Consider the following 16,423-nt stretch of genomic DNA (forward strand, 5'->3'; position numbering starts at 1 on the left):
GCGGGCGGTCTCAGGCGCGTGCGGCCAGCAGCTTCTCGATCACGACGGCCACCCCGTCCTCGTTGTTGGCGACCGTGCGGCCGGAGGCGGCGGCGACGGCGGCGGGGTGGGCGTTGCCCATGGCGTACGACTGGCCGGCCCAGGTCAGCATCTCGACGTCGTTGGGCATGTCACCGAAGGCCACGACCTCCGCGTGCGAGATGCCGCGCTCGGCGCACTCCAGGGCGAGCGTGCTGGCCTTGGAGACGCCGGGGCCGCTGATCTCCAGCAGGGCGCTGGGGCTGGACCGGGTGACGGTGGCGCGCTCGCCGATGGCGAGGCGGGCAAGGGTGAGGAAGGCGTCCGGGTCGAGGTCGGGGTGGTAGGCGAGGATCTTGAGCACGGGCTCGCCGGCACTCGGACCGTCGACCGCGAGGATCTCCTCGGCGGACAGCAGGTGGTCCGGTATCTCCATGTGCAGCTTGGGATAGGCCGGCTCCTGGTGGAAGCCGTACGTCTGCTCGATCGCGTACACCGTGCCGGGCGCGGCCTCGCGCAGCAGGCCCACGGCGTCCAGCGCGTTCTCCCGGGCCAGGTCGCGCACCTTCACGAAGCGGTGGGCGCCGGGGCCGCCGTGCAGGTCGACCACGGCCGCGCCGTTGCCGCAGATCGCCAGGCCGTGGCCGTGGACGTGGTCGCTGACGACATCCATCCAGCGGGCCGGGCGGCCGGTGACGAAGAAGACCTCGATCCCCGCCTCCTCGGCGGCGGCCAGCGCGGCGACGGTCCTCGGGGAGACCGACTTGTCGTCGCGCAGCAGAGTGCCGTCGAGATCGGTGGCGATCAGCCGGGGCGGGGTCGCGAAGTCAGGGGTCTCGGGCTGTCGGGTCGCTGAGGTCACCGGCCCATTCTCGCGCATATGCCCGCACGGCCGTGCGGGCGGGCGCACAGATGAGATACAGACGACTTCCTGCTCAGCTCAGCTGGGTCAGGGTCTCCATGGCGATCAGTTCGAAGACCTTCTCCTCGGCCGCGAACTGCGAGTCGGGGATGGGCCAATGGATCACCAGCTCGGTGAAGCCCAGCTCCTGGTGGCGGCCGGCGAAGTCGACGAAGGCGTCCAGGGACTCCAGCGGCCGGCCGCGGTCCGGGGTGAATCCGGTGAGCAGGACCTTGTCCAGCTCCGACACGTCCCGGCCGGTCGCCGCGCAGGTCTCGGCGAGCTTGCCCAGCTGTCCGCGCAGCGCCTCGAACGACTGCTCGGGCGTACCCGTCTCGTAGAGCTTCGGGTCGCCGGTGGTCACCCACGCCTGGCCGTGCCGCGCGGCCAGCTTCAGCCCGCGCGGGCCGGTGGCGGCCACCGCGAAGGGCAGTCTCGGCCGCTGCACACAGCCCGGAATGTTGCGCGCCTCGTCGGCCGAGTAGAACTCGCCCTCGTACGTCACGGCGTCCTCGGTGAGCAGCCGGTCGAGCAGCGCCACGAACTCCGCGAACCGGTCGGCCCGCTCGCGCGGGGTCCACGGCTCCTGGCCCAGCGCGGTGGCGTCGAAGCCGGTTCCGCCGGCGCCGATGCCGAGCGTCACCCGGCCGTCGGAGACGTCGTCCAGGGAGATCAGCTCCTTGGCGAGCGTCACCGGATGCCGGAAGTTCGGTGAGGTGACCAGCGTGCCCAGCCGCATCCGGTCGGTGACGGAGGCGGCGGCGGTCAGCGTCGGTATCGCACCGAACCACGGGCCGTCCCGGAAGCTGCGCCAGGACAGGTGGTCGTACGTGTACGCGGTGTGGAAGCCCAGCTCCTCCGCGCGGGTCCAGGCGGAACGGCCGCCCTCGCTCCAGCGGCGGTAGGGGAGGATCACGGTGCTCAGACGCAGACTCATGGGTCCGAGACTAAGGGGACCCGCCGACAGCGGACGAAACGGTCACCGTATGCGGCTGCTCAGCCACGGGGTGAGCAGGTGCGCGGCGAGGTGCTCCTTGTACGTGCGGTCCCCGGCCAGCGGCACGACCAGGGTGGCCGCGGGCGGGAAGCGGCGGGCCCGGACATGGGCCAGGCCGCCGAAGACGGAGTGCAGGAAGGCGGGCACGTCGTCGCGCGGGACGTCGTGGAACTGCACGCCCTCGACGGTGATCAGCGCGTCGTCTTCCGGGAAGAGCCGCACGCTCACCCGGGGCAGGCCGCCGAAATCGGCGTACGCCTCGTGCGGCAGCGAACCGTCGGGGTCCGTGGTGACACCGAAGCCCGCGGCGCTGCGCCGCGAGGTCTGGTCGGCGCCGATGTCGTGCGTGACCTCGATCTCGCGTCCGTGCTCGGCGGCGATCGCGCGGAGCGCGCCGACGGCCGCCTCCGTGGTCGGAAGGTGTTCCCCGTGCAACGGGTACTCCGAATGGTCCATACCACTCATGATGCCGGGGTCAGTGCGGCTCGGGGAAGAGCAGGTAGCGCGGCGGCACGGCCTGGGTCAGCCACACCCCGTTCGCGCTGATGTGGAAGACGTGCCCGTCCCGGTGTATCGCGCCCGCGTCGACCGACAGCACCACGGGGCGCCCGCGCCGGGCACCGACCCGCGTCGCGGTCTCCCGGTCCGCCGACAGATGCACGTCGTGCCTGTTCATCGGCCTGAGGCCCTCGCTCCGGATCGCGTCCAGATTCCTTGCGACGGTGCCGTGGTAGAGATACGGCGGCGGGGTCGCCGGAGGCAGTCCGAGGTCGACGTCGATGCTGTGGCCCTGGCTGGCGCGGATCCGGGTGCCGTCGATCGCGAACCGCTGCTTGTCGTTGGCGGCGACGACGTGGTCCAGTTCCTCGCGGGTGACCGGGAAACCGTGCGCCGCTGCCGCCGCGAGCAGCGTGTCGATCTCCACCCAGCCCGCGTCGTCCAGGCTGAGCCCGATGCGTTCGGGCTGGTGGCGCAGGTGTTTCGAGAGGTACTTCGACACCTTCACGGTGCGCCGCTCGTCCTGTGCTCCTTCGTTGTGTCTTGTGTTCATGCCATCAGAGTGCCGGGCGAGACGCGGATCACGCAGATATTTTCCGCCGCAGGTTTGATCCACAACCAAGTGCGGTTATCCACAAGGAAATTGGCCGAGTTGTGGACAAGTGCTGGGCATTTCACGGTGTTTCGTCAAGATCGTTAACAGGGTTGTGATGTGCGGCGAGCACGTCCAAACGCCGGGCCCGGACCTCGCGTTCGGCGGCGATCGCGATGAACTCGGCGATGCGGTCCGGACCAACGAGCCGTCGTACGGCCTGAATCGTGTCGGCGGGGAGGGACACGGAACGTGTCTCGTCCGGGGTCTTCGGCTGCTCCCCCGCACCGAGTCGCCGACGCACCTCACGGGTCGCGAACAGGCGCATGGCACGGGCCAGTTCGGCGTCCACCGTCTGCTGGGCCAGGGGACGCAGCCGGCGAACGAGCGAGGCCGCCTCGGCCGCGCCGGCGTCGGTTCGGTGGTCCGGGTCGTCGAGGTAGCGGGCGAAGACGTGCTCGGTGGTGAACTCCAGGAAACGGGCGGCGATGTGCTCGACCTGGACCCTCAACTCCCGCAGGTGCCCGGAGATCGCGGAGAGGGGGACGCCCGCTGCGTACAACTCGGCTGCCACGGCGAGTTCTTGGGGGCTCGGAACGAGGAAGGAGGCGGGGTCGCCGTCCACCGGTTCCAGTACGCCGAGTGCCACGGCCTCGGCCACGGCCGTGTCGTCGGGGGTGCCGCCGAAGCGGGCGTCGAGATCGGCGCGGGACAGGCGCACCGGTTCCTCGTCGGTCCACGGACCCTCGGCCTCGGTGACCAGTCCCAGGACGCCGGCCAGGCCGCGGCCGGTGTCCCACGCGTCGAGCAACTCCCTGATGGAGGCGAGGGTGTAGCCGCGGGCGAGGAGGTCGGCGATCTGGCGGAGGCGGGTGAGGTGGGCGTCGGAGTAGAGATTGGCGCGGCCCTGGCGTTCGGGGCGGGGGAGGAGACCTTTGTCCTGGTAGGCGCGGATGGTTCGGACGGTGGTGCGGGAGTGGTGGGCCAGATCCTCTATGCGGAAAGTGGGGGTGGCCGGGGGGTCGGTCATGTGGGGTTCCTTGGCTGGTGACCGGGGTTGGAGGCGGGGGGTTTCGCTTACCGGCGCTGGCCGGGTGCCGCTGCGCCCACCCGTGCCGCCCCAGCGGCACGACTGCCCGCAGCTATGAAGCTGACGCGACTACAGCGCCCCTTCAGGGGCGCGGGGCTGTATCTGATTTGCGGCTACCGCCGCGTGGGCGCGACCAGCCCCCACGCACCCGCAGTTGGACCACTGCCCCCTACAACTTCGGCTCCACCCGCGCGATCCGCCGCAGAACCCCCGGCGCCACCCGCGAAAGCCACCGCGCGCCCCTCGCCTCCGGCGTCACCGGAACCACCGCGCGGTTGTGTTCCACCGCCTCCAGGATCGCCGAAGCCACCTTCTCCGGCGGGTAGTTGCGCATCCCGTACAGCCGCGCCGAGCGCTGCTGCCGACGTCGTTCCTCCGCCTCGTCGACCCCCGTGAAGCGGGCCGTGGAGGTGATGTTGGTGTTGATGAGGCCGGGGCAGATCGCCGTCACCCCGATCCGCTGGGAGGCGAGTTCGGCGCGCAGGCACTCGGACAGCATCAGGACCGCCGCCTTGGAGGTGCTGTAGGCCGGCAGGGCGCGGGAGGGCTGGTACGCCGCGGCCGATGCCACGTTCACGATGTGGCCGCCCTGGGCGCGTTCCGCCATCCGGGCGCCGAACAGGCGGCAACCGTGGATCACACCCCAGAGGTTGACGTCCAGGACCCGCCGCCAGTCCTCGGTCGTCGTCGTGAAGAAGGAACCCGACAGACCGATGCCCGCGTTGTTGACCAGTACGTCCACTACCCCGTACTCGCGGTGGACCTTCTCCGCGAGCTTCTCCATGGCCTGCTCGTCGGAGACGTCCGCCGTTTCGGGCCAGGCGTCGGCCGCTCCGATCAGCCGGGACAGCTCGGCGGTGCGTGCGGCGGCCTCCGCGTCCCGGTCCACCGCCACCACCCGCGCGCCCGCCTCCGCGAACGCGAACGCCGTCGCCCGCCCGATGCCGCTGCCCGCACCGGTGACCAGGACCAACTGGCCCCCGAACCGCTGGGCGTGGCGGTCCGCACGCTTCGGCTCCGCACCTCGGCCGTCCTCGACGGACATCACGAACTCCTCGATCCAGGACGCCACCTGGTCCGGGCGCGTGCGCGGGATCCAGTGCTTGTCGGGCAGAGTGCGGCGGGTGAGCCGGGGCACCCAGCGCTCCAGGTCGTCGTACAGCCGCTCGGAGAGGAACGCGTCGCCGAGGGGCGTGATGAGTTGCACGGGCGCGTGCGCGTACGCGTCCTCGCGCGGGCGGCGCAGCCGGGCCCGTACGTTGTCGCGGTACAGCCAGGCGCCGTGTGCCGCGTCGGAGGGCAGGGAGGAGGTCGGGTAGTCCCCCGCGGGGAGCCTCTCGGCCCGCTGGAGGATCCTCGGCCAGGCCTTGCCCAGGGGGCCGCGCCAGGCCAGTTCGGGCAGGGCCGGGGTGTGCAGCAGGTACACGTACCAGGACTTGGCGCCCTGCCCGAGGAGCTGGCCCACCCGACGGGGTGTCGGGCGCTGCACGCGTGCGTTGATCCAGTGCCCGAAGTGGTCCAGGGACGGCCCGGACATCGAGGTGAAGGAGGCGATCCGGCCCTCGGTGCGCCCCACCGTGACGAACTCCCAGGACTGCACCGATCCCCAGTCGTGGCCGACCAGGTGCACCGGGCGGTCCGGGCTGACCTCGTCGATCACCGCCAGGAAGTCGTCCGTGAGTTTGGCGAGGGTGAAGCCGCCGCGCAGGGGCTGGGGGGCGGTGGAGCGGCCGTGGCCGCGGACGTCGTAGAGGACGACGTGGAAGCGGTCGGCGAGGCGGGTCGCGACCTCGGTCCAGACCTCCTTGCTGTCCGGGTAGCCGTGGACGAGGACGACCGTCGGGGCCGCCGGGTCGCCCAGCTCCGCCACGCACAGGTCGACGCCGCCCGTCCGCACCCGCCGCTCGCGCGCGCCTTCGATGCCGGTCACTTGTCCTCCGCCCAGCGCCGCACGTGCGGCAGATCGTCGTCCAGCCAGAAGGCGCTCTGCTCGGGGTCCCGGGAGTCGGTGACCACGAGGATCTCCTCGAACTTGGCGCCCGTGCCCCGGAAACCGAGGTGCGGTTCGACCGCCCACAGGCCCGGCCGGGGCGGGTGGTCGGAGAAGCGGTACGGCGACCACAGGGGCGACCAGCCCTCCCGGTGGCCGTGCAGCGCGTCGGCCGCGAGGCCCTTCAGGGACTGGGTGCCGAACCCGAAGAGGTGCGGTGACCAGCGGCGCTGCCGCACCCGGTCCACCTTGTGGGCGATCACGCCGAAGGGGTACGCGCGGTGCCGGTTGGCGTAGCCCTGGCGGACCATGAGGCGGTCCACGTCCTCGTAGATCTCGCGCAGCGGGCGCCGCTCGCGCACCTCGCGCAGGATCAGCTCCCGGTGCGCCTCCAGGTCGGCCATCAGCCGGTCCTGCACGGGGTTGGGCCCGAGGGAGCCGGAGTAGCCGATGTCGGCCGTGCAGCCCTCGTACACCGGGGCCAGGTCCAGGATGAAGGGCATCCCGGGCGCGAGCCGGCGGTCGGTCGGGAAGAACTGCAGCGGTATGCGGAAGTCCGTGAACGCCGTGCGGTCGCCGAACCAGGCGAAGGGGAGGTGGAACCAGTCCCGCACGCCCCGCGCGCGCAGCCACTCGCGCTGCATCCGGGCCGCCTCGCGCTCGGTGATCCCCGGCTCCAGCCGGGCCGCGACCGCCTCCGCGCACTCGTAGGCGAGCCGCTGCACCCGGCGGAAACCCTGGAGTTCCGCCGAACGTTCTTCCTGCACTGCCGTCGTCACCCGATCCGCCCCGTCTCCGTCGACTGCGGTACGTGCCCGTAACTTGACACTGGTGAATGTGACAGTTGTTAGAGGGAACGTCAATAGGAGAGATGAGGCCTGTGGATAACTCTGCGTAGCTCTCAAGCAGGGGTTCCCCTAGGGCCCCGTAATACTCGAGGCTGACGCGAAGACGGCTCCAAGGTCTGACGACCGCAGTGGCCCGGGTCACTACCTTCTATGACGTGACTGTGATCGCGACCGAAAGCCTGAGCAAGCGGTTCCCCCGGGTGACCGCGCTCGACCGGCTGTCCGTGGACATCGGACCCGGTGTGACCGGGCTCGTCGGGGCCAACGGCGCCGGCAAGTCCACCCTGATCAAGATCCTGCTGGGTCTGTCCCCCGCGACCGAGGGCCGCGCCGAAGTGCTCGGCCTCGACGTCGCGACCAAGGGCGCCGCCATCCGCGAGCGCGTGGGCTACATGCCGGAGCACGACTGCCTGCCGCCCGACGTCTCGGCCACCGAGTTCGTCGTGCACATGGCCCGCATGTCCGGCCTGCCGCCCGCCGCCGCCCGCGAGCGCACCGCCGACACCCTGCGCCACGTCGGGCTCTACGAGGAGCGGTACCGGCCCATCGGCGGATACTCGACCGGCATGAAGCAGCGCGTCAAGCTCGCCCAGGCCCTGGTGCACGACCCGCAGCTGGTCTTCCTCGACGAGCCGACCAACGGCCTCGACCCGGTCGGCCGCGACGACATGCTCGGCCTGATCCGCCGCATCCACACCGACTTCGGCATCTCGGTCCTGGTCACCTCGCACCTGCTCGGCGAACTGGAACGCACCTGCGACCACGTGGTCGTCGTCGACGGCGGCAAGCTGCTGCGCTCCAGCTCCACCACCGACTTCACGCAGTCCACGACCACCCTCGCCATCGAGGTCACCGACAGCGACGAGCACCCGGACGGCACCCGCGCGGTGCGCGACGCGCTCCACGCGCGCGGGGTGGAGACGGACAACGAGGGCGGCGGCCTGCCCGGAGCCGGCCACATCCTGCTGCTCACCGCCCAGGGCGAGGAGACGTACGACCTCGTCCGCGACGTCGTCGCCGACCTCGGCCTCGGCCTGGTGCGCATGGAGCAGCGCCGGCACCACATCTCCGAGGTGTTCACCAGCGACGACGAGCAGCGGAAGGAGGCGACCGTCCATGGCGGTTGAGCAGCCCCTGGCCACCCCCGCGGGTGACCAGTCCCGAATCCACGACATCGGCTACCGCGGCTACGACGGCCCCCGCCTCGGCCGCGCGTACGCCCGCCTGTCCCTCTACTCGCAGACCCTGCGCGGCTCCTACGGCCTCGGCCGCTCGGTGAAGTCCAAGGTGCTGCCGATGCTGCTGTTCGCGGTGATGTGCGTGCCGGCGGCCATCATGGTCGCCGTCGCCGTCGCCACCAAGGCACACGACCTACCGGTGCCCTACACCCGGTACGCGATCATCATGCAGGCCGTCATCAGCCTGTACGTCGCCTCACAGGCACCCCAGGCCGTCTCCCGCGACCTGCGCTTCAAGACCATCCCGCTGTACTTCTCGCGGCCCATCGAGACCGCCGACTACGTCCAGGCCAAGTTCGCGGCCCTGGCCTCCGCGATGTTCGTCCTCACCGGCGCCCCGCTGGTCGTGCTGTACATCGGCGCCCTGCTCTCCAAGATGGACTTCGCCCACCAGACCAAGGGGTTCGGCCAGGGACTGCTCTCGGTGGCCCTGCTGTCCCTCCTCTTCGCCGGTATCGGCCTGGTCATCGCGTCGATCACCCCGCGCCGCGGCTTCGGCATCGCCGCCGTGATCGCCGTACTGATCGTCTCCTACGGCTCGGTCTCCACCCTCCAGGCCATCGCCGACTCCCAGGGCAGCACCAGCGCCATCCCCTGGATCGGACTGTTCTCGCCGGTCACCCTGATCGGCGGCCTGAGCACCGCCCTGCTCGGCGGCACCAACACCTTCCCGGGTGGCGACGGACCCTCCCACGCCCAGGGCGCGGTGTACCTGCTCGTCGTCCTCGGCCTCATCGCCGCGAGCTACGGCCTTCTGCTGCGCCGCTACAAGAAGGTGGGACTGTGACCACGCTCTCCATCGACCACGTCTCCCGCTGGTTCGGCAACGTGGTCGCCGTCAACGACGTCACCATGACCATCGGCCCCGGCGTCACCGGCCTCCTCGGCCCCAACGGCGCCGGAAAGTCCACCCTCATCAACATGATGGGCGGCTTCCTCGCCCCCTCCACCGGCACGGTCACCCTCGACGGCAAGCCGACCTGGCGCAACGAGGCCATCTACAAGCACATCGGCATCGTCCCCGAGCGCGAGGCGATGTACGACTTCCTCACCGGCCGCGAATTCGTCGTCGCCAACGCCGAGTTGCAGGGCCTCGGTGCCAAGGCGGCCCAGAAGGCGCTCGCCACGGTCGAGATGGAGTACGCGCAGGACCGCAAGATCTCGACGTACTCCAAGGGCATGCGCCAGCGCGTGAAGATGGCGTCCGCCCTGGTCCACGAGCCGTCCCTGCTCCTCCTCGACGAGCCCTTCAACGGCATGGACCCGCGCCAGCGCATGCAGCTCATGGACCTGCTGCGCCGCATGGGCGACGAGGGCCGTACCGTCCTCTTCTCGTCCCACATCCTCGAAGAGGTCGAGCAACTCGCCTGGCACATCGAGGTCGTGGTCGCCGGACGGCACGCGGCCAGCGGCGACTTCCGCAAGATCCGCCGCCTGATGACCGACCGCCCGCACCGCTACCTGGTCCGCTCCAGCGACGACCGCGCCCTCGCGGCCGCCCTCATCGCCGACCCCTCCACCTCGGGCATCGAAGTGGACCTGGCCGAGGGCGCACTGCGCATCCAGGCCGTCGACTTCGGCCGCTTCACCGCCCTGCTGCCCAAGGTCGCCCGCGACCACGGCATCCGGCTGCTCACGGTCTCGCCGTCCGACGAGTCCCTCGAATCCGTGTTCTCGTATCTGGTCGCGGCGTAGGAGGCCCAAGATGTACGACCCCACAGTCGCCCGGCTCACCTACCGAGCCCTTCTCGGCCGCCGCCGGGCCCTCATCCTGGGCGCCCTGCCGCTGTTGCTGATCGCGATCTCCGTCGTCGTCCGCGGCCTCGCCGGCGCCGACGACCAGACGGCCTCCGACCTGCTCGGCGGCCTCGCCCTCGCGACCATGGTGCCGATCATCGGCGTCATCGCCGGCACGGGTGCGATCGGCCCGGAGATCGACGACGGCTCGGTGGTGTACCTGCTGTCCAAGCCGATCAAACGGCCGACGATCATCTTCACCAAGCTGATCGTGGCCATCGGCGTGACGATGGTCTTCTCCGCCCTGCCGACCCTGATCGCGGGCTTCATCCTCAACGGCAACGGCCAGCAGATCGCCATCGCCTACACCGTCGCCGCGCTGGTCGCCTCCATCGCCTACGCCGCGCTCTTCCTGCTCCTCGGGACGGTGTCCCGGCACGCGGTGGTCTTCGGGCTCGTCTACGCCCTGGTCTGGGAGGCCCTGTTCGGCTCCCTGGTCCCGGGGGCGCGGACGCTGAGCGTCCAGCAGTGGTCCCTGGCGGTCGCCCACAAGGTGACCGGCGGCGAACTGGTCACGTCCGACGTGTCCCTGACGACGGGCACGGTGCTGCTGGTCGCGGTGACCGTCCTGGCCACCTGGTACGCCGGCCAGAAGCTGCGCTCGCTGACGCTGGCGGGCGAGGAGTAGAGGCCCGCTTTATTGACGGGGGCTTCATCTGGGTCCGAGCACACTGGGCAAAGGGGATGTTCTGTGGAGAGGAACGGGGATGGCTGAGGGTTTCCGGGACGCCGACGCAGACTGGGACGGCGTGGTGCTGGACGAGGAGTTCATACGGTCCGCGGGGGCGGCGGAGCCGTCCGCGCGAGCGCGGATGCTGGCAGCTCGCTGGAAGGCCGAGAAACCCGAGCCGCAGCCGTGGCGGTCGGACGAGCCGCCGGCGGGGTGGTTCTTCAGCAAGGGCCGGCGTAAGTGGTGGCGTCGGTAGGTGGTTCTTCGGCTGCGGGCCGGTGGGGGCCGGTCGCGCCGTTCCCCGCGCCCCTGACGGGGCGCTTCAGTGGGCGTCTTCTAAATAATCAGTAGCGGCCAACTCGGCTCAAAGGCACAGTTGTTGTGTCACCCCACCATCTGGGAGAGGAGCCGGACGATGTCCATGCACGACAGTACGTCCCGCTCCCGTCAGGGCAGCCTTCGGCGGATCGCCGTGTAGCTGCCCGGGGCGGCCGCTTCGAGCACGCGATGGTCGCTCTCGCGTGGGCCGCCCACCCGGAGGATTGGCCGAGTGGTAAGGCACTGGCTTGCGCTGTGTTTGATTAAAAGCAAGTCATGGTCGGGCCTGGAAAGCCCGCGCACGTTCGATCCGTGCATCCTCCGCAACACGTTGTCACTGAGACTTGGCCAACAGGCAGGGCTGGAGCTGGTCAAGAAGGTCCCGGCGCCGCAGGCCGTGCCCACCCTCCCCCACTCTCGGCTTCGCTCGAGCGGGGGGACCCCCATCGCCCTGCGGAACGACTGCCCACGGCGGTTAGCTCAGGAGTCGCTCCACGACCACCGCGATCCCGTCCTCCTCGTTGGAAGACGTCACCTCGTCCGCCACGGCCTTCAGTTCCTCATGAGCGTTGGCCATGGCCACGCCCCGAGCCGCCCAGGCGAACATCGGGATGTCGTTCGGCATGTCGCCGAAGGCGATCGTGTCGGCGGACTTGAGGCCCAGCCGGCGCGCGGCCAGCGAGAGACCCGTCGCCTTCGACAGACCCAGGGGCAGCAACTCGACGATTCCCTCGCCCGCCATGGCCACCGCGACAAAGCCCCCGGCCGCCTGCCGTGCCGCTTCCGCGAGCTCGTCGTCGGACAGATCCGGGTGCTGTATGTAGATCTTGTTCAGCGGGGCCGCCCAGAGGTCGGCCACGTCCGTGAAGGGGGTCGACGGAAGATGGCCCGTCACCGCGTACCCCGGCCCCACCAGCACGTCGCCGTCGAGGCCGTCACGGCTCGCCGCCAGGTACAGCGGGCCGACCTCCGCCTCGATCTTCGCGAGGGCGACCCCGGCCAGCTGCCGGTCCAGTGTCACGGACGTCAGCAGGCGGTGCGCCCCGGCGTCGTACACCTGCGCCCCCTGGGCGCACACGGCGAGACCGTCGTAGCCGAGGTCGTCGAGGATGTGCCGGGTCCAGGGGGCCCCGCGGCCGGTGACGACGATGTGCGTGGCGCCCGCCGCGGTGGCCGCGGCGAGCGCGTCACGGGTGCGCTGCGAGATCGACTCGTCGGAGCGCAGCAGCGTCCCGTCGAGGTCGGTGGCGATGAGCCCGTAGGGGAAGCTCACCGGGACACCGGCTCCAGGACCTCCCGGCCGCCCAGGTACGGGCGCAGCACCTCGGGCACGTACACCGAACCGTCGGCCTGCTGGTGGTTCTCCAGGATCGCCACGATGGTCCGCGGTACGGCGCACAGCGTGCCGTTGAGCGTGGCCAGCGGCTTGACCTGCTTGCCGTCGCGGACCCGGATCGACAGCCGGCGGGACTGGAACTCGGTGCAGTCCGACGTCGACGTCAGCTCGCGGTACTTGCCCTGCGTCGGGATCCACGCCTCGCAGTCGAACTTGCGGGCGGCCGAGGCGCCGAGGTCACCGGTGGCGACGTCGATGACGCGGAACGGCAGCTCCAGCGAGGTCAGCCACTGCTTCTCCCAGGCCAGCAGACGCTGGTGCTCCGCCTCCGAGTCCTCGGGGGCGACGTAGGAGAACATCTCCACCTTGTCGAACTGGTGGACGCGGAAGATGCCCTTGGTGTCCTTGCCGTGCGAACCGGCCTCGCGGCGGAAGCAGGGCGAGAAGCCGGCGTAGCGCAGCGGGAGGCGCTCCGCTTCGATGATCTCGTCCATGTGGTACGCGGCGAGGGGCACCTCGGACGTGCCGACCAGGTAGAGGTCGTCCTTGTCGAGGTGGTAGACGTCCTGGGCCGCCTGGCCGAGGAAGCCGGTGCCCGCCATGGACTGCGGGCGGACCAGCGCCGGGGTCAGCATCGGCGTGAAGCCGGCCTCGGTGGCCTGCGCGATCGCCGCGTTGACGAGCGCGAGCTCCAGGAGCGCGCCGACGCCGGTCAGGAAGTAGAAGCGGGAGCCGGAGACCTTGGCGCCGCGCTCGACGTCGATCGCGCCGAGGAGCTGGCCCAGCTCCAGGTGGTCCTTGGGCTCGAAGCCCTCGGCGCCGAAGTCACGGATCGTGCCGTGCTCCTCAAGGGTGACGAAGTCCTCCTCGCCGCCGACGGGGACGTCGGGGTGGACGAGGTTGCCGAGCCTGAGCAGCAGCTCATGGGCCTCGGTGTCGGCGGCGTCGCGCTCGGCGTCGGCGGTCTTGACGTCGGCCTTCAGCTGCTCGGCCTTCTTCAGCAGCTCGGCCTTCTCGTCGGCGGAGGCCTTGGGGATGAGCTTGCCGAGCTGCTTCTGTTCGTTGCGCAGCTCGTCGAAGCGGACGCCGGAGGACCTGCGCCGCTCGTCGGCAGAGAGGAGAGAGTCGACGAGCGCGACGTCCTCTCCACGGGCGCGCTGGGACGCGCGCACACGGTCGGGGTCCTCACGGAGCAGGCGAAGGTCAATCACGCAGCCAAGGCTACCGGTGCGGGGTTGCCCCTCACGAATCACTATTCGTACGTGTTCCGAATCGCGGCTTACGTTCCGTTGTGGGGGAATTGCCGAGCGTGTCAATAAAAAGTGTCTCACTCCCTGGGACGGGGCAAGCGCGGGGCCTGCGGTTGACTGGATTCCCTTGTGGAGAGCGGGACTTGGGGGTGCGGTTGTCCACAGGAATCCACGCCCTCCCAAGAGTTATCCACAGGGTGTGTGGATGGGGTGTGGACTTCGGAATTGATCACTCCGCGGGCGACCCGTGAAGAGGGGAATTCCCGGTTCAAACCATGACAACACCCTCTTTCGAGTGGAAAGGCGTCGCTCCAAAAGATGAACCATGGGAAACGGGTGGACGAAGGGTGATGTGGGTGAGCGGGGCGGCGCGGGGGGTCTGTAGGGCGATTTATCGACAGACTCATGCCTCGCTGTCGACTTGTCCCCAGGTCGAGATGGACACCTGTGGATAACTCCTGTGGATAACGAAGATATGAGGGTACGACCGGCTAGAAGCGGCCGTCCTGGCAGCGCGCCACCCAGTCGGCGGCCGCCATGAACTCCTCGTCCGACGTCCCCGGCCGGGTGGGCTCCGCGGCCTCGCCCGGCTTGATGTCCGCCCGCGGGTAGGAGCCCAGGAACCGCACCTGGCGGCAGATCCGCTTCAGCCCCATCAGGGCCTCCGCCACCCGCCGGTCGGAGATGTGGCCCTCGGCGTCGATGCAGAAGCAGTAGTTGCCGATGCCGGCGCCGGTCGGCCGGGACTGCAGCAGCATGAGGTTGATGCCCCGGGTGGCGAACTCGCCGAGCAGGTCGCGCAGCCCGCCGGGGTGGTCGTCGTTCTGCCAGAGCACGACCGACGTCTTGTCCGCTCCCGTGCGGGCGGCGGGCCGGGCCGGGCGGCCGACCAGGACGAACCGGGTCTGCGCGTTCTCCGCGTCGTGGATCCCGGTCTCCAGGGCCTCCAGGCCGTACCGCTCGGCTGCGAACTCACCGGCGAACGCGGCGTCGTAGCGGCCCTCCTGGACCAGGCGGGCGCCGTCCGCGTTGGAGGCGGCGGACTCCCAGAGGGCTTCCGGGAGGTGGGCCCGCAGCCAGTTGCGGACCTGGGGCTGGGCCACGGGATGGGCGGTCACCGTCTTGATCTCGGAGAGCTTGGTGCCGGGGCGGACCAGCAGGGCGAAGGTGATCGACAGCAGCACCTCGCGGTAGATCGTCAGCGGCTCGCCCGCGACCAGCTCGTCGAGGGTCGTGGTGACCCCGCCCTCGACGGAGTTCTCGATCGGCACGAACGCGGCCTCGGCCTCGCCGTTGCGCACGGCGTCCAGCGCGGACTGCACGGAGACGTACGGGATCAGCTCCCGGGTGGCGGACTCCGGAAGGGTGCGCAGGGCGACTTCGGTGAAGGTGCCTTCGGGACCGAGATACGCATAGCTCGCTGGCATGTCCCTCACCCTAATGGGCGCAGGGAGACGCGGCTCACTTGTCTCATCGGATCCACTCGACCGGGTGGTTTGAAAACCGGAAACGCACCAATAGTGATCAGAAACCACTGTGGTAACCAGGCACCGATCGGGTAGCAACCGGGTGTACCCAGGTCCACCCGGGTACACCCGGGAATCAGCCCTCCAGGAGCCGCTGCCCCACGTACTCCCCGGCGGCCGCGCCGCCCGGCACCGCGAACAGGCCGCTCGCCTCGTGCCGGATGTACTGCGACAGCGCGTCCCCGCGGTCCAGCTTCCGCTGCAGCGGCACGAACCCGCGCAGCGGATCGGCCTGCCAGCAGACGAAGAGCAGCCCCGCGTCCGGCGTCCCGTCCGCGTCGATGCCGTCGTGGTACGAGAACGGGCGCCGCAGGATGGCCGCACCCCCGTTCTGGTCGGGCCGGGTGATCCGGGCATGGGCGTTGATCGGGACGACGTACTCCCCGTCCGCCCTGGCCTTCTCCAGGTCCATCGCCGTCGTCTCGGTGCCCCCGGACAGCGGCGCCCCGTTCGACTTCTTCCGCCCGATCACGTTCTCCTGTGCCGTGAGCGACAACTTCTCCCAGTCGTCGAGGAGCATGCGGATCCGGCGTACGACGGCATAGGAGCCGTTCGCCATCCACCCGGGCTCGCCCGACGACGGTACGAAGATCCGCTGGTCGAAGTCGGACTCCGTCGGCTTCGGATTGCGCGTGCCGTCCAGCTGGCCCATGAGGTTGCGGGCGGTCATGGGGTGGGCGGTGGCGCCCGGGGTGCGGTTGAAGCCGTTCATCTGCCAGCGGACCTTCGCCGCGCTGCCCGCGTCCTTCTGGATCGCGCGCAGGGCATGGAAGGCGACCAGGGCGTCGTCGGCGCCGATCTGCACCCACAGATCGCCGTTGCTGCGGGTCTTGTCGAGGTGGTCGGAGGAGAAGTCGGGCAGCGGGTCCAGGGCGGACGGCCGCTGCTTCTCCAGGCCGGTACGGCTGAAGAAGCTGTTGCCGAAGCCGAAGGTGATCGTCAGCGCCGAGGGACCCGCGTCCCGGGCCACGTCCGTGTCGTCCTGCGTCATCGGCTCACCGGCCATCAGCCGCCCGGCCGTCGTCGACCAGCGGCGCAGCAGCGCGGCGGCCTCGGTGCGGCCCGCGCCCGCCGCCAGGTCGAAGGCGACCAGATGGCCGCGAGCCTGGAGGCCCTCGGTGATGCCGGGCTGATGTTTCCCGTGAAACATCGCCCGGTCGGAGCCCACCGAGCTGAGCGGGGTGGCCTGGGCGGGGGCGGCCGCGTAGCCGACGCCCGCGCCCGCCGCGCCGAGCACGAGCCCGGTGGCCCCGGCGGTGCCGAGCAGCGCGCGTCGGCTGACGCCCCCGGCCGGAGGAGCCTCGGCGGCTGCGGTACGGGCCTCGGGGACGGACTGGGACTGTTCAGGCATGGT

Annotated in this window: 16 protein-coding genes and 1 tRNA gene; 6 read left to right on the forward strand and 11 right to left on the reverse strand. The window is 70.4% G+C overall.

Translation table 11 applies throughout. The annotated features are described in order from the left end of the window. Window positions 1-10: 10 nt before the first annotated feature. From KVT45_RS09120 to KVT45_RS09150, 7 genes are all read right to left on the reverse strand, one after another. Complete coding sequence (locus KVT45_RS09120) at window positions 11-898, reverse strand: HAD-IIB family hydrolase (protein WP_217545992.1); 888 nt, start codon at window positions 896-898, stop codon at window positions 11-13. Between the two features lie 55 nt (window positions 899-953). After that, window positions 954-1,856 (reverse strand): LLM class flavin-dependent oxidoreductase, encoded by a 903-nt coding sequence (locus KVT45_RS09125; RefSeq protein WP_217545993.1) that lies wholly within the window; start codon window positions 1,854-1,856, stop codon window positions 954-956. A gap of 42 nt (window positions 1,857-1,898) precedes the next feature. Then, complete coding sequence (locus KVT45_RS09130; RefSeq protein WP_217545994.1) at window positions 1,899-2,372, reverse strand: hypothetical protein; 474 nt, start codon at window positions 2,370-2,372, stop codon at window positions 1,899-1,901. 19 nt (window positions 2,373-2,391) lie between these two features. Continuing rightward, a complete protein-coding gene (locus KVT45_RS09135) occupies window positions 2,392-2,967 on the reverse strand; it encodes an RNA 2'-phosphotransferase (RefSeq protein WP_217545995.1) in 576 nt (191 codons plus the stop codon). A gap of 121 nt (window positions 2,968-3,088) precedes the next feature. Beyond that, window positions 3,089-4,036: a MerR family transcriptional regulator gene (locus tag KVT45_RS09140; RefSeq protein WP_217545996.1), complete on the reverse strand. Its 948-nt coding sequence runs from the start codon at window positions 4,034-4,036 to the stop codon at window positions 3,089-3,091. Between the two features lie 229 nt (window positions 4,037-4,265). Further along, entirely contained in the window at window positions 4,266-6,026 is a 1,761-nt protein-coding gene (locus KVT45_RS09145) for an SDR family oxidoreductase (RefSeq protein ID WP_217545997.1), read from the reverse strand. After that, the gene (locus KVT45_RS09150) at window positions 6,023-6,865 is read right to left on the reverse strand and encodes a M24 family metallopeptidase (protein WP_217545998.1); all 843 of its coding nucleotides are present in this window, start codon (window positions 6,863-6,865) and stop codon (window positions 6,023-6,025) included. The genes KVT45_RS09145 and KVT45_RS09150 overlap by 4 nt, the downstream gene beginning before the upstream one ends. A 230-nt stretch (window positions 6,866-7,095) precedes the next feature. On the opposite strand from KVT45_RS09150, the gene KVT45_RS09155 reads away from it, so the two are divergent. The 6 genes from KVT45_RS09155 to KVT45_RS09180 all read left to right on the forward strand — a co-directional run bounded on the left by KVT45_RS09155 (window position 7,096) and on the right by KVT45_RS09180 (window position 11,281). Beyond that, window positions 7,096-8,061 carry an ABC transporter ATP-binding protein gene (locus KVT45_RS09155; protein WP_217546192.1) on the forward strand — a complete coding sequence of 322 codons (966 nt, stop codon included), beginning with the start codon at window positions 7,096-7,098 and terminating at the stop codon, window positions 8,059-8,061. Then, entirely contained in the window at window positions 8,051-8,959 is a 909-nt protein-coding gene (locus tag KVT45_RS09160) for an ABC transporter permease (RefSeq protein ID WP_217545999.1), read from the forward strand. The genes KVT45_RS09155 and KVT45_RS09160 overlap by 11 nt, the downstream gene beginning before the upstream one ends. Continuing rightward, window positions 8,956-9,867, forward strand: a complete 912-nt coding sequence (locus KVT45_RS09165) for an ABC transporter ATP-binding protein (protein WP_217546000.1) — start codon at window positions 8,956-8,958, stop codon at window positions 9,865-9,867. The genes KVT45_RS09160 and KVT45_RS09165 overlap by 4 nt, the downstream gene beginning before the upstream one ends. A gap of 10 nt (window positions 9,868-9,877) precedes the next feature. After that, the gene (locus KVT45_RS09170; RefSeq protein WP_217546001.1) at window positions 9,878-10,597 is read left to right on the forward strand and encodes an ABC transporter permease subunit; all 720 of its coding nucleotides are present in this window, start codon (window positions 9,878-9,880) and stop codon (window positions 10,595-10,597) included. A gap of 79 nt (window positions 10,598-10,676) precedes the next feature. Next, window positions 10,677-10,895 carry a hypothetical protein gene (locus KVT45_RS09175; protein ID WP_217546002.1) on the forward strand — a complete coding sequence of 73 codons (219 nt, stop codon included), beginning with the start codon at window positions 10,677-10,679 and terminating at the stop codon, window positions 10,893-10,895. A 280-nt stretch (window positions 10,896-11,175) separates the two neighbouring features. Then, a tRNA-OTHER gene (locus tag KVT45_RS09180) sits at window positions 11,176-11,281 on the forward strand. Between the two features lie 151 nt (window positions 11,282-11,432). Here KVT45_RS09180 and KVT45_RS09185 read toward each other — a convergent pair. The 4 genes from KVT45_RS09185 to efeB all read right to left on the reverse strand — a co-directional run bounded on the left by KVT45_RS09185 (window position 11,433) and on the right by efeB (window position 16,420). Further along, window positions 11,433-12,230, reverse strand: a complete 798-nt coding sequence (locus tag KVT45_RS09185; protein ID WP_217546003.1) for an HAD family hydrolase — start codon at window positions 12,228-12,230, stop codon at window positions 11,433-11,435. Beyond that, complete coding sequence (serS, locus tag KVT45_RS09190; RefSeq protein ID WP_217546004.1) at window positions 12,227-13,504, reverse strand: serine--tRNA ligase; 1,278 nt, start codon at window positions 13,502-13,504, stop codon at window positions 12,227-12,229. Before serS ends, KVT45_RS09185 begins: the two co-directional genes overlap by 4 nt. A 530-nt stretch (window positions 13,505-14,034) precedes the next feature. Then, window positions 14,035-14,970 carry a prephenate dehydratase gene (gene pheA / locus KVT45_RS09195; RefSeq protein WP_217546005.1) on the reverse strand — a complete coding sequence of 312 codons (936 nt, stop codon included), beginning with the start codon at window positions 14,968-14,970 and terminating at the stop codon, window positions 14,035-14,037. 175 nt (window positions 14,971-15,145) lie between these two features. Continuing rightward, window positions 15,146-16,420 (reverse strand): iron uptake transporter deferrochelatase/peroxidase subunit, encoded by a 1,275-nt coding sequence (efeB, locus tag KVT45_RS09200; RefSeq protein WP_217546006.1) that lies wholly within the window; start codon window positions 16,418-16,420, stop codon window positions 15,146-15,148. Window positions 16,421-16,423: the final 3 nt, after the last annotated feature.

The sequence above is a fragment of the Streptomyces sp. GbtcB6 genome, from assembly GCF_019091475.1.
Lineage (GTDB): Bacteria > Actinomycetota > Actinomycetes > Streptomycetales > Streptomycetaceae > Streptomyces > Streptomyces hyaluromycini.

Excerpts from the sequence above, each read along its gene's own strand:
- KVT45_RS09120 (WP_217545992.1), bottom strand. The coding sequence starts at position 898 with ATGCGCGAGAATGGGCCGGTGACCTCAGCGACCCGACAGCCCGAGACC.
- KVT45_RS09125 (WP_217545993.1), bottom strand. The coding sequence starts at position 1,856 with ATGAGTCTGCGTCTGAGCACCGTGATCCTCCCCTACCGCCGCTGGAGC.
- KVT45_RS09130 (WP_217545994.1), bottom strand. The coding sequence starts at position 2,372 with ATGGACCATTCGGAGTACCCGTTGCACGGGGAACACCTTCCGACCACG.
- KVT45_RS09135 (WP_217545995.1), bottom strand. The coding sequence starts at position 2,967 with ATGAACACAAGACACAACGAAGGAGCACAGGACGAGCGGCGCACCGTG.
- KVT45_RS09140 (WP_217545996.1), bottom strand. The coding sequence starts at position 4,036 with ATGACCGACCCCCCGGCCACCCCCACTTTCCGCATAGAGGATCTGGCC.
- KVT45_RS09160 (WP_217545999.1), top strand. The coding sequence starts at position 8,051 with ATGGCGGTTGAGCAGCCCCTGGCCACCCCCGCGGGTGACCAGTCCCGA.
- KVT45_RS09170 (WP_217546001.1), top strand. The coding sequence starts at position 9,878 with ATGTACGACCCCACAGTCGCCCGGCTCACCTACCGAGCCCTTCTCGGC.
- KVT45_RS09175 (WP_217546002.1), top strand. The coding sequence starts at position 10,677 with ATGGCTGAGGGTTTCCGGGACGCCGACGCAGACTGGGACGGCGTGGTG.
- pheA (WP_217546005.1), bottom strand. The coding sequence starts at position 14,970 with ATGCCAGCGAGCTATGCGTATCTCGGTCCCGAAGGCACCTTCACCGAA.
- efeB (WP_217546006.1), bottom strand. The coding sequence starts at position 16,420 with ATGCCTGAACAGTCCCAGTCCGTCCCCGAGGCCCGTACCGCAGCCGCC.